Origin of the sequence: Streptomyces sp. NPDC049585 (assembly GCF_040675615.1) — a bacterium.
Lineage (GTDB): Bacteria > Actinomycetota > Actinomycetes > Streptomycetales > Streptomycetaceae > Streptomyces > Streptomyces luteosporeus.
The window spans coordinates 1-13,444 of the sequence record NZ_JBFAPE010000005.1; the positions used below are offsets into that span (position 1 = coordinate 1).

Genomic DNA, 13,444 nt, shown 5'->3' on the forward strand with positions numbered 1-13,444 from the left:
GCGCGATCCCCGCAACTACCTGGCATTTCTCGGTCTCGCAGCAGCGATCTGCAGCTACAAACGGCTCGTCCGCCTCACCACATAGGACACGGTCTAAGACAGATGCCCTGGGGTGCCGCAGCCTGACGGCGGGACGGCATCCCAGCGGCTGTATCGGGGGCGGGGGCGCGGCCGGATGTTCTCGGCGGAGACGCTCTCTACGGAACGAGAAGATCGCCGAAATCGGGGAGCGCACGCGCCAGATAGGCCGCGTCGATTGGCTGCGGGTCCGGTAGCCCTTCGACCAGGCTCAGGAAGTTCGTACGGTCGTAGACACGTCGATGGGCACCGAATCCCAGCAGGTGGCCGAACTCCTCTGCCACGTAGGACTCCAAAGACGTCGGATCCGCGAGCTCAGGGACGTAGCGGATCCTCAACCCTGGACAACCGACCTCCAGGCCTTGGGCAACGACCTCGAAGGTTGTGTCGTGTGGATGGGTGACGTGCACCGTTCGCACACCGGAGCCGCCGGGCACCTTCGCGGCTCGGATCATCGCCTCGACCGCATAGTCGACTTGGAGCAGGTTCAGTCTTCCCTCGGCATCACCGGCCACTCGTAGCCACAGCGCGCCGGAGGAACAGTGCACAGGTTTCATGTCGGACGCCGGGATGCCGGCGTGGCTACGAGGTGGATTCCGTTGCCGCAGCAACGTCTCGAGGACACGGGCCAGCACACCGATGGGCTGGTCCGGCAGTCCGGCAGGCACGACCCGGTCGTCAATCAGCAGGGCGGGCCGCATGACGGTCACCCGCCGGTCTCTGCTGCTTGCCCATTGGTGGACCATTCGCTCAGCCGTGTATTTGCTTTCCTCGTACGGGGTCTGGAATCCAGATGCTTCGCTCAAGTCGCTTTCGAGGATGCGCCCAGTGCGCCGACCGCCGGCCACGTACGCAGTGCTCACGTGAATCAGATGCGCTTCGGGTGCCAGATCGGCCAGTTGAAGGATCCGACGCGTGCCCATGACATTGGTCTGGTAGAGCGGGGCAGGGCCGCGGTGGAGGGACAATGCAGCCGCGCAGTGCCAAACCGCGGTCAGGCCGTCGGTGATCCCGGCACGTTGCTGTGGGCTCAAACCCAGGCCGGGACGGGTGAGGTCCGCCTGCAGGCAACGCAATCGAGAAAACGTATTCGGTGCCGGCAACTTTCCCGAATCGAGCCAGGTGACCGCGGCTTCGATGCGCTGGCACAACCGGGTCGGAACATCCCTCCCCAGAACGATGATCGGATCATCGCTCTCCGCCGTGAGAAGCCTGCGTAAAATACGACTGCCAGTAAAACCCGTAGCACCGGTGAGCAGCACGGACACGGTGGACACCTTCACGAGGACGAACGGGAACGGCTCGCACCACAGCAGTTGGAGCGCTTCCGCAACCGTACGTGGACAGAGGCGTCCCCCGGCACCCGGATCAACCATTTGGGTGAACCCCATCGAGCTCCCCACCGAGATCTCATCTCATTTGGCTGCCTGGAAACGAGCTTCAAGCCCGTGCGCCCGCCCTTCTCCTCGCGCACTTGTGCACCGATTCGATCGCGCACCGCGACCAGTCGAGGCCGGCCCGGGCGCCGGGCTCATCCAGGACGAGGCGGCGCAGCTCCGCCCACACTCGGGCTTCGCTCCACTCGATGAAGCGCCGATGCGCGGTCGGGCCGGAAGGTCCGAAAACAAGAGGCAACTGCTGCCAGGCGCAGCCGGTCGTCGCGACGAACACGATCGCCGCCAGCACCTCGCGGTTGCCGTACCGCCGGCGACCTCCGCCCTGCCGGCGGACCGGGGCAGGCGGCACCACCTGCTCGAACAGCTCCCACAGGTCGTCCGGGACCAGGTGATTCACCATCGTCAACACGGTGGGCAGACTAGCAATCAAACCAAATGAGATGAGCTGTAATGGCCTTACAAGCTTCTTTGCGAGGAAACGTACGAGGAAACACTGCTCGACAGCGTGAGCGGGCCCGATGACAAAGTACGGGCCCGGATGCGACGGGTTGCCCCGGCGACCGGAAGGCCGTGTGCATGCATCAGACCGAGGAGTCCGCGACCGGGCGAGCCGTTGCGATCGTGGGAGTTGCCTGTCGCCTGCCGGGTGGTATCGACAACCTCCACCAGCTGTGGGAAGCACTCGACGAAGGCCGCGATCTGGTCTCGCAAGTGCCGCCGGACAGGTTCGACTCCGAACGCTTCGTCGACACCGCAGGACCGCGAACGGGCAAGAGCTATACCGCGGCAGGGGGCTTCCTCAAGGACATCGCCGGGTTCGACGCCGGTTACTTTGGTATCTCGCCCAAAGAGGCTGATTACATCGACCCACAGCACAGGCTGCTGCTGGAACTGGCTGCCGAGGCACTGGACGATGCAGCCATCCGTCCGGCAGCCCTTGCCGGCTCCGACACAGCGGTGTACGTCGGAGTCTCCGATGCCTCCTACCTCGCGCTGCAGGATCCACGCAAGGTAGGCGCCTACAGCATGTCCGGGGCGGCCTCCTCGATCGCGGCCAACCGGATCTCCCACGTATTCGACCTGCGTGGCCCAAGCATGGTGATCGACACCGCGTGCTCGTCGGCTCTGGTGGCGCTAGACCGGGCCTGCCGGACGCTGTGGGCGGGCTCCAGCCGCGCCGTGCTGTGCGGTGGAGCCAACCTCCTCATCAACCCCTTGCACTACATCGGCTTCTCGCAGGCATCGATGCTGTCCCGGCGAGGGCGGTGCGCGGCCTTCTCGGCGGACGCCGACGGGTTCGTGCGAGCCGAAGGCGGTGGCATGGTACTGCTCAAGCCCTTGCCCGACGCTCTCGCGGACGGCGACCGCATCCATGCGGTCGTCCTGGGCAGTGCAACCAACTGCGACGGGCACACAACCGGACTGGCCCTGCCCAATGCTCGGGCTCAGGAGGAGCTGCTGCGTCGAGCCTATGCCGAAGCGGGGGTCGACCCCGACGAGCTGGTCTACTTCGAGGCACACGGCACCGGCACCCTGGCAGGCGATCCGGCGGAGGCGACAGCAATCGGCCGCGCCCTGGGGGTGCGTCGCATCACCGGCGAGCTGCCGATCGGTTCCGTGAAGACCAATGTCGGCCACCTCGAACCTGCCTCCGGCATGGCGGGGCTGTACAAAGCGCTTCTCGTGCTCAAGCATGGTGCGGTGCCGGCATCACTGCACGGTGAGCCGGTCAACCCGGAGATCGACTTCGCGAGTCTGGGCCTGGTGCCCGTACAGCGAAGGCGAACGCTGCCGAGCTGCGCGCGGCCGGTGGTGGGGGTGAACTCCTTCGGCTTCGGCGGAGCCAATGCTCATGTCATCCTCACCAGTGCCCCCGCACCGGCCGAGTCGGGACACTCGGCTCCACCCGCCTCTTGCGATCGCCCGTTGCCCGTGCTGGTCTCGGCCCGCTCGGCGCAGGCACTACGTGAGGCCACGGCCAGCTTTGCCGAGCATCTTGCCGCGTCGCCCGCACAGGACTTCTACGACCTCGCCTACACCGCTTGGCGGCGCGGTCGGCACGAGCACCGTGCCGTGGTTCTCGCCCATGATGCCCAGGAGGCGGCCCGGCAGCTGTCCGCACTGGTCTCCGACGCCGCGTCGGAGGGCGATGCACTCCAGGATCGGCACGAGCCGGCGACCGGGGCAAGCGCGCAGGCGGTTGCTCACGGGCGGGTGGCCTTCGTCTTCTCGGGGAACGGGTCCCCGTGGGCGGGCATGGGAGCCGATCTGTACGCCCATGTCCCGGCCTTCCGTCGCGCGGTCGACGAGGTCGACGCCGCGCTCATCCCGCACTTGGGCTGGTCCGTGGCCCGCACACTGGCTCTTCCGCCCGCGCAGTGGCGGTTGGCTGCGACCGAGGTCGCCCAGCCTCTGCTGTTCACCGTGCAGGTGGGCATCGTGGCCGCCCTGCGCTCGCTCGGAGTGGCGCCTGCCGTGGTGCTCGGGCACAGCGTCGGTGAAGTCGCGGCAGCCTGCACCAGTGGTGCCCTGCCCCTGGACCAAGCCGCCCGAGTGATCGCCGAGCGTTCCGCAGCCCAGGCCTCCTTGGCCGGCACCGGCCGCATGGCCGCAGTCGGCCTGGGCCCACTGGAGGCCGAAAGCATCCTGGCTGCCTGCGGGACGGGGCTGGAGATCGCGGGGATCAACAGTGCCCAGGACGTCACAGTGGCCGGGCCTGCCGATCAGATGGCCGCCCTCGGCCGGGAAGTGCAGCAGCGCGGGGCGTTCTTCCGAGAACTGGACTTGGACCATGCATTCCACAGCGCCGCGATGGATCCCGCTGAGCAGCCGATCCGCCGGGCGCTGACCGGCCTGACACCCGTCCACGCCTCCACCCCGTTCTACTCGACCGTCACCGGCACCCTGTTGCTCGGGAGCGAACTCGACGCCTCCTACTGGTGGCAGAACGTCCGCCGTCCGGTCCGCTTCGCCGCAGCCGTCGAGCTCGCCCGCGCCGACGGGGCCGATGTCTTCCTCGAAATCGGTCCCCACCCGGTGCTGCGCACGTACCTGCGCCGGGCCGCCTCCGCCGACCGCCAGGGCCCGGTCGCGGTGCTGGCCACCTTGCGGCGGGACGGAGACGGGCCGGGTGCACTGCGCCACGCCCTTGCCGGCCTGCTGGCCGCCGGAGCCCCGGTGGGGACGGAACACTTCTTTGCGCGTCCGGGCCTCGTCCGCGACCTGCCCGCCTACCCGTGGCAGCGCCGCCGCCACTGGGTGGGGACCCCGCGGTCCTGGATCCAGAGCAGCGGCAGCGGACTCTTCGAACACCCCCTGCTCGGCGAACGTCTACCAGCCCCGCATCCCGTCTGGCTCGGCGCCATCGAACCCGTCCTGGTCCCTTGGCTGACCGATCACCGCATCCAGGGATCCGCCCTGATGCCCGCCACCGGCTATGTGGAGATGGCGCTGGCTGCGGGGCGCATCGCGCTGGGTGCACCGGTCCAGGTCGACCACGTCCGGATCAGCAGTGGACTGGCCGTCGACTGGCAGGACCCGACGGCGGTCCGGCTTCAGCTCGCGCTGCGCCCCGAGGACGGCACGGTCACCATCGCCAGTACCGACGAGCACGGCAGTGCCTCGCGCACCCACGCCACCGCCTGTGTGCGCTCCCTCACCAGCCCGCGCCCGGCGCCCCTCGACCTGGAAGCTTTGAAGCTGCGCTGCCCCCGTTCACTGGCCGCCGACGACTACTACAAGGAGCGGGCGGCCATTGGTCTGGAGTACGGCCCCGCCTTCCGTGTACTCGACGAACTCCACATCGGCGACGCCGAGGTCCTGGCCACCTACCACCACCCGGCCCCGGCCGATCCCTACGTCATCCACCCCGCCCTGCTCGACGGTGCCCTGCAAGCAGGGGTGCAACTCCTCGCCGAACGCCTGGACGCCGGCCAGCTCTACCTGCCCGCAAGCATCGGCAGGGTCCGCTCGTGGGGCCCGGCAGCGTGCACCGGAACCATCCATGTCCTGGAACGCTCCCGTACCGACAGCGAGGTGTGCTGGGACCTCACCCTCACCGATGACCAGGGCACTGTCACGGCTCGGATCGACGGGTGCCGCCTGCGCCGTCTGGCCGGCACGCGCGGCACCGACATCACTGTCCACCACACGGTGCTGCGCGCCGCTCCCCGGCTCACCCGGCATTGCGCCGTCTCCCCCCTGCCCTCCCCCCGTGCCCTGCTCGCTGCTGCCCAGCCGGAGATCGACCGGGCCCGCAGTGACCAGCGCAATGCCCGCATGCCCCAGGCTGTCGCCGCGCTCAAGGAATTCGCCTCCTTCCACCACGCCAACGCTCTTGCGGCATTGCTTCCGCGCCCGACCAGTCCCTTCACCATCGACGACCTCGAGGCACACGGATTGCCCCGCGCCCACCGCCGCTGGGCCACTCACCTGCTCCCGCTCCTCCAGCGGCATCATGCGGTGAAAACGCTCGACGACGGCGCCTGGGAACTCGCCGCCACTACCTTCGGTGCCACCGACGCGGCCCGCCGATGCCTGGCTGCCGAACCCACCTGCAGCACCGCGCTCGCCTTGGCTGCCCAGGCATCGCGCTACTGGACTCGCTCGCGGGATGAGCTCGACCAAGCGGACGGCAGTGCGTACGCGGTCGAGCAGCTCGCCGAGGCACTTCCCCCGCACAGGTTGCGGCACCGCATCGCCCGCGCTCTGCTGGCCCGGATGGTGGCTGCGTGGCCCGTCGACCGGAGCCTGCGGGTACTCGAAGCCGGCGGAGGCAGCGGAAGCCTGACCGCAGCACTGCTTGCGGTGCTGCCTCCCGAGCGGACCCGGTACTGCTTCACGGACTTCACCGCGTCCAGCCTCCCCGCGGCCCAGGCACGGTTCGCGGCTTACGACTTCCTGGACTACCGAACCCTCGCCCCAGGCGCCGATCCGACCGAGCAGGGCTTCACCCCGCACAGCTTCGACCTGATCGTGGCCGGTGACGGTCTCTTCGCGAGCAACGACCCCGAGTTGTCGCTGCGCCACCTGGTCACGCTGCTGGGGCCGGGCGGGCAGGTCCTGGGCTGTACCCCGCACGACACGGAGCTTCTGGCGCTCCTGCATGCTCCCACCGATTTCGCCGACCTGCCGGCCCGGGATCAGTGGCCCGGTCTGCTGCGCCGGTGCGGCTTCACGGAGATCGTCCAGACCGGCGACGCGCAGGACCCATGTCGCGAGTGGCACTCCTTGTTCCTGGCCGGGCTTCCCGCCCACGACATCGCCAAGCCTGCCGAACGGTCCACCAACCCGGATTCTTCCTTCCTGGTACTGACTGACGGGCGGCATGAGGAGCCTTTGGAGCAGGCCCTCAGGACCTCCCTGACCGAGCGCGGTTGCCCGAGTCCTCGCTCCGATGGCATCACTACCTCCGCCGACGAATGGGAGCGCCTGCTCTCCCGAACGGCATCTTGGCCGCTCACCGTGGTGCTGCTGCTCGCCGCTGCCGACGACTCCGCACCGGCCGCTCGAACGTCCCATACGGCCCGGCAGACCGCGGCCTTGAGCTCCTTGGCCACAGCCTGCCGACGGCTCGGCGACACCTGTTCCGTACGCCTGCGACTGGTCACTCATCCGCACTGCGGCGTTCCCTCGCTCGAACCGGTAGCCGATTCCTACTCCGCCGCCAGTTGGGGAGCAGCCCGGACCCTGGCCAACGAACATCCCGATCTGGATGTCCGCCGGATCATGCTGCACCGCACCGCAGATCCTGCGGCCGATGCCGGCCGGCTGGTCCACGAACTGTTCGAGCCGGACGACGAGGACGAGGTCGTCCTCACCGCCCGGGATCGCTTCGTCCCCCGTGAGCGGCAAGCGGTCGACGAATTCCGGCTCCGGTCTGGGTCCTTCCCCTTCGGTCTGCGCGTGCACACCCCTGGGCTGTCCTACAGGCTCTCCTGGCAGCAGATCACCCCTCCCCGGCCCGGACCGGGTGAAGTAGCCCTGGAGGTGCACGCGGTCGGTCTCAACTTCCGCGATGTCATGCAGTGCACCGGGCTGCTACCGACCGAGATGATCGAGGGCACGCCCTCCGAGAAGGGACCCGGCATCGAGTGCGCGGGAATCGTGACTGCCTGCGGACCTGGTGTGACGGCCTTCGCCCCGGGCGACCGGGTCCTCGGCGTGGCGTCCGCCTCGCTCGCCTCGCACACTGTCGCCAAGACGCACAGTCTGATGCCGCTCCCGGACCATATGGGCTTTTGCGAAGCCGCGACGGTGCCGGTGGCCTTCATCACCGCACACTATGGACTGGGGCATCTCGCGCGGCTGCGCCCCGGGGAGACCGTACTCGTTCACGGCGCAGCCGGAGCCGTCGGGCTGGCCGTGCTCCGCTACGCAGAACAGCGCGGCGCCCGAGTCATCGCTACGGCCGGCAGTGCTGTCAAACGTGCGTTCCTCCGCGCGATCGGTGTCGAACACGTCCTGGACTCCCGCACCTTGGAATTCGCCGAGCAGGTGCGGGGGATCAGCGACGGCCGCGGCGTCGACGTAGTGGTCAACTCCCTTGCCGGGGAGGCCATCGCCCGTAGCCTGGAGTTGCTGCGAACCGGCGGGCGGTTCATCGAGCTGGGCAAGCGTGACATCTACGAGAACAAGCCGCTGCCTCTGCACCCGTTCAACAACAACATCGCCTTCTTCGGGATGGACATCTCCCCCCTGCTCAATGACCCGGGTTTCTGCAGGCAGCTCTCCACCGAGGTGGTCCAGCAGGTGCAGGGCGACTACCGCGGGTTGCCGCACACGGTGTTCCCCGCCGCCCGGGTCCACGAAGCGTTCCAGCTTCTGCAGCATTCTCGCCACATCGGCAAGGTCGTTGTCACCTTCGACCCGCTCGACGAGCCACCGCTGGTGGAACCCGCCCCAAACGGGCTCCGCCTGGACGCCACAGGCACCTATCTCATCACCGGCGGGACCGGTGGATTCGGCGCCACCACCGCTTCCTGGCTCGCCCACTGCGGCGCGCGGCACCTGGCCCTGGTCAGCCGTCGCGGGCCGGACGCCCCTGAAGCGGCCCCGCTGCTCGCTTCCCTCGCCGAACGTGGCGTCCATGCCACCGCACATGCCGTCGACGTCACCGACGCACAGTCGATGCACGCCCTGGTGGCCGAGATCGACCGCAGCGGCTTCCCGCTACGCGGCGTGGTCCACGCGGCCATGGACCTCGATGACGCTCCGCTCGCCGAACTCGACCAGGAACGGATCGCCGCGGTACTGGCCCCCAAGATGACCGGGGCCTCGATCCTGGACGTCCTCACTCGCGGCCGGGAGTGCGACCTTTTCCTGCTCTACTCCTCCGGCTCCGCCATGCTCGGCAACATCAAGCAGGCCCCCTACTGTGGCGGCAACCTCTACCTGGAAGCCCTGGCCCGGATGCGCCGCCAGGACGGCTTGCCCGGGCTCGCCCTGGCATGGGGTGCGGTGGCGGACACCGGCTATGTCGCGCGCACCGGGATGACCGAAGCCCTGGCCGGCCTCGGGATCGACCTGCTGGCGCCGTGCGACGCGTTCGCCACGGCCGAGCGACTGTTGACCCGGGACTACGCAGTCGCTGGTGCAGGGCGTTACCGATGGTCCCGCACCACTGGGGTATTGCCACAGACTGCCCGGCCCCGGTTGCGCAGCCTGATTCCGGCACCCACCCGCGAGGGCGCCCCCAGTCGGGAAGAGGTTCTGCAGAACCTCCGGGGAATGCCCATGGAGGCCGCGTTCGCTCACCTCGTCGAAGAGCTGACCCGGATGATCGCCGACACGCTCCATATGAACCCCGATGATCTCGAAGCCCATCAACGGCTCGACGCCCTCGGCATGGACTCCCTCATGAGCACCCAGCTTATGGCGGCCTTGCACCATCAATATGGCGTCGAGATTCCGCCGATGGAGGTTCTCGGCAGCGGTGGAACCATCTCCGGATTCGCCCGGATCCTCCAAGTACGCCTCGGACTCAGCAGCCGCGATGATGCAGAGTCCGGGGTGCGGTCGCAACATCACAAACACCCGTCCCACCCTTGATGGCCGCTACGGACGGGCGGGCGGGCCCGGCACGAAAGATTGCGTGAAGATGGAAAGTGGAGTACCTCGCCGCTCATTCCTGGGAATGGGTCTGGGGCTGGGGGCAGGACTTGGTCTGCGCCCGAGCACCGAGACCTCCAGCGCTCGGGCCCGCACTCGTGAAGAAGCTGCTTCCGGCCGCACCGAGTACCCGGCAATCGTCATCGGGTCGGGTTTCGGAGGGGCCGTATGCGCACTCCGTTTGGGGCAGGCGAGGGTGGACACTCTCGTGCTGGAACGCGGCCAGGAATGGGCAACCGACCCCCATCGGGTGGTCTTCGGTTCGCAGGTGAACTACAGCAGGAAGATGTTCTGGTTCCGGCCGGTTGCGCAATGGCCCATGGTCCTGCCCTTTCCCATGGCCCCCTACGCAGGCGTGATGGAGGTTTCCAACGAACGCGGCATCGATGTCGCATGCGCAGCCGGGTTGGGCGGCGGATCGCTGGTCTACACCTGCGCTACGGTGACGCCGCCGCAGAAACACTTCGAGCGGATCTTCCCCGCTGGAATCACCTATCGAGAAATGACCTCCATCTGGTATCCCAAAGCAGCTGCCATGCTCAGGCCGAGCGTCATGCCGCAGGACATCTATGCGTCAGCGCCATTCACTCATTCTCGCGTCTGGGACGAGCATGTGGGCCGAGCCGGCTATGAACCGGTCAAAATGCCGTCGACGTTCAACTGGGAAGTCGTCAGACAGGAACTTCTCGGCACGGTCCGCGCCTCGGCGAGTGCGGGCGAGAGCGACTTCGGATGCAGCAACGGCGCCAAAAACAGTCTCACCGTCAACTACCTGCCAGCGGCGCGAGCCACTGGCCACGTGACCGTGCAGACCCTCTGCGAGGTCGAATCCATCGGGCTGGGCCGCCCGGGGAAATACACGGTCACGGTCCGGCACATCGATGCCAACGGTTCACTTCTGGAAAAGATTCACTACAGTTGCACATGGCTCTTCGTATGCGCCGGAACCCTCAATACGAATCGTCTGCTCGTCGCCGCCCGGGACTCAGGCAAGCTGCCGGCCCTCAACGATTCGGTCGGTGTCGGGTTCGGGGACAACGGCGACCAGTTCATCGGCTACGGCTACGTCGGTGAAGGCGGCCCGTCCCAAGCGGCACCCAGCGCGTCCACCATCTTCACGGAAGACTTCGTACTGCCTGTCCGTGCAGAGAACTGGCATCTCATGCAGCTCGGTCAATCACCCGGAATCATCACCTTGGCGATGACAGCCGATCCGGATCCCGTCAACAGAGCAAGCTTTTCCTACGATGCGTCGACCGGTCGGGTCACCCTCTCCGACTGGTCGGGAAAGAGTGACGCCGCTGCGCAAGCAGCATCCAGCCTCATCGACAAGGTAATGAACGCCAACAGCAACGTTGTTCCGGCCGCGATCAGATGGCCGTGCCCGTTCACACCTCACCCATTGGGCGGTTGCCAGGTAGGAAAAGCTACGGACCTCTACGGACGCTTGAAAGGCTATCGCGGACTCTACGCAGTGGACGGTTCACTCATCCCCGGTAATGTAGGTGGCGCCAATCCATCGTTCACCATCACCGCTCTCGCAGAACGCTGCATTACCGACATCATCGCCCGGAAAGGATGACCGCGCACTCCTCGCGCCGGGTCAGCGGTAGAGCACGAAATCCATGAAACGCCAGGACTGGAGTCCCTCTTCGGTCAGCGTCGCCACTCCCGCGTACACGCCGGGCCGCACCTCACGGATCCAGTCCGTGACGAGCCCGCCCGTGTCGCGCCGGTAGACGATACGGATGGCCCTGCGGCCATCCTCCGGGTAGGCGGCATAGTCGACCTCGCCGTGAAACACGCGCAGGTCCGGGCCCATGAGCGCATTGACCTGTCCCCGGCGCTCATCGGTGTGGAAGATCTTGCCGTGGTACACCGTGCCGGCCAGCAGGCCGAACGCCCGGTCGGCAACCGGCTGCCCGCACGGGGTACACCTCAGCAGCTCGCTGCGCATGGGCCCGTGGGGCATCCGGCCCGCGGGAGCCTGCGCGAAGAGCGTGTCGAACGCTGCGCGGCTGCACTTCTTCAGTTCCTCGCCGGCCTGCTCTCCGTCACTGCGCACGGTGCACTTTTCCGCGGCAGCACCCTTGCCCGCCTGTGCCGCACCCTGGGCGGGCGTGGCGCAGAGGGAGAGCGCAAAGACGGATCCGAGGGCGAAGACAAGTGCGGTGCGGCGGCGTCGGGACGGGCGAACGGCACGTGTGATGTTCATACCTCAACAACGGTTTCGAAAGCCACCGAGTCACGGGATGCCAGGCGTGAATCCCCCGCTTTTTTTCCTCGGCGTCAGGGTCCGACCACACTCTGTGGCTGACGGAAGACGCGGTGCGGATCGTAGCGTCGCTTGATCTCGCGCAGCCGGGCAAGGTTCTCCGCCCAGTAGGCGTGCGCCCAGTCGGAGTCCTCGGGCTCGGGGAAGTTGACGTACGCTTCGCCGTTCGAGAACGGTGCGATCGCGCAGACGGCATTGTCGGCCCACGCCCGGCCGGCCGCCGCGTCGGCGGCAATGTCGGCACTCACCCTCTGCTGGGCTCCGAAGTCGAGGTGGATGGTCGCGGTCCGGTGAACGTACGCCGTGCTGGTACGAGGCACCTGGCCAGCGCGTCCGGCGACACGCATCGTGCTGGCGACCCGCGACTGGCCGGGGCGACGATCGGCGTCGAATGCGTTCAGCAGGCGGTCGATTCCCGTCAGCGGCATCGGCCCGTCGAAATACCGGCCCCGGGCCACCCGCAAGGCGGAGCGCGGCACCCGACCCTTGATGGGATCCGAGGCGTGGGTGAAGGAGCGCAGCAGATCCTCCGCCGCCGGGCGTGGGGGCATCGTGGCGGCCAGCGCCCACCAGGTCGACATGGCCTCCCGGTACGACTGCGGGACGGCAGCGTTGACCAGGGGGCGCACGGGGACGAGATCGAGCAGCTCGGCGAGGTGGCGCTCCAGCGGGGCCGGCGGTCCGGCCCACACACCGTTGACAACGACAAATGGCACCGCATTCGGTGCCTCGTCGGCGCGGAGCAACACCACGGAGCTGCCGAGCGCGTCGGGGCGATCGGCCTGCCAGTGCTGCCAGGCTGCGACCACACGGTCCGCAGCGTCGTACGGCCATGCCACCAGGTAGTTGACCACTTGGCTCAGCGGAACCGGGTCGACGGTCAGGCGCGTCACCACACCGAAGTCGCCGCCTCCGCCGCCGCGCAGTGCCCACAGCAGATCGGGGTGCTCGTGCTCGGAGGCGGTCACCACCCGGCCGTCGGCGAGGACCACCTCGGCGCTCACCAGCCGGTCGGCCGCCAGACCGGCATAGGGGGTCAGCAGGCCCATTCCCCCGCCGAGGAGGAAGCCGCCCGGACAGACGGTGGCGCACAAGCCGGTGGGCATGGCCAGTCCATGGGGCGCGAGCTTCTCCAGTGTGTGAGCCGAAGTGTTGGCAGGCCCCATGTGAACGGTGTGCGGGTCGGTCACAGCCGTCTCGGGGTGAAGACCGGACAGGTCCAGGACGAGTCCGGTACCGGTGGACCAACCACGCAGGTGGTGCCCGCCGCTGCGGACCGACAGCGGCAGCGTGTGATCCTGTGCGAACAGCACGCCACGTTGCACGTCGGCGGCTGTCGCGGCCAGCAACAGGGCGCGGGGACGGATGTGGTCGAACTCCTTGGTGTTTGCGTGTTCGAGCCTGAGATAGTCGGGGGCGCCCGGCAGGACCAACCGACCGTCCAACAGTCGGCGCAACCGCTCGAAGGCCCTGTTCAGACCGTGTTCGGACGCGGTGGCCACAGCAGGATGCGCCGCCGCCACTGCAGCGCCCAGGGAAGCGGCCGAAGCCACGCGGAGGAAGGTGCGCCTGGTCGAGCTCATCG

Annotated in this window: 5 protein-coding genes and 1 pseudogene; 2 read left to right on the forward strand and 4 right to left on the reverse strand. The window is 67.9% G+C overall.

The window, feature by feature from the left end:
* Window positions 1–197: 197 nt before the first annotated feature.
* A complete protein-coding gene (locus AB0K17_RS07535) occupies window positions 198–1,346 on the reverse strand; it encodes an SDR family oxidoreductase (RefSeq protein WP_365967773.1) in 1,149 nt (382 codons plus the stop codon).
* A 211-nt stretch (window positions 1,347–1,557) separates the two neighbouring features.
* A pseudogene (locus AB0K17_RS07540) lies at window positions 1,558–1,875 on the reverse strand (transposase); the annotation flags it as partial.
* 176 nt (window positions 1,876–2,051) lie between these two features.
* Here AB0K17_RS07540 and AB0K17_RS07545 point away from each other — a divergent pair.
* Both AB0K17_RS07545 and AB0K17_RS07550 read left to right on the forward strand, forming a co-directional pair.
* A complete protein-coding gene (locus tag AB0K17_RS07545) occupies window positions 2,052–9,524 on the forward strand; it encodes an SDR family NAD(P)-dependent oxidoreductase (RefSeq protein ID WP_365967772.1) in 7,473 nt (2,490 codons plus the stop codon).
* Window positions 9,525–9,792: 268 nt separating this feature from the next.
* A complete protein-coding gene (locus AB0K17_RS07550; RefSeq protein ID WP_365982459.1) occupies window positions 9,793–11,166 on the forward strand; it encodes a GMC oxidoreductase in 1,374 nt (457 codons plus the stop codon).
* Between the two features lie 21 nt (window positions 11,167–11,187).
* On the opposite strand, the gene AB0K17_RS07555 is transcribed toward AB0K17_RS07550, so the two are convergent.
* Together AB0K17_RS07555 and AB0K17_RS07560 are read right to left on the reverse strand one after the other, a co-directional pair.
* On the reverse strand, window positions 11,188–11,799 hold the full coding sequence (locus tag AB0K17_RS07555; protein WP_365967770.1) for a hypothetical protein: 612 nt from the start codon (window positions 11,797–11,799) through the stop codon (window positions 11,188–11,190).
* Window positions 11,800–11,873: 74 nt separating this feature from the next.
* Window positions 11,874–13,442, reverse strand: a complete 1,569-nt coding sequence (locus AB0K17_RS07560; protein WP_365967769.1) for an FAD-binding protein — start codon at window positions 13,440–13,442, stop codon at window positions 11,874–11,876.
* Window positions 13,443–13,444 lie beyond the last annotated feature (2 nt).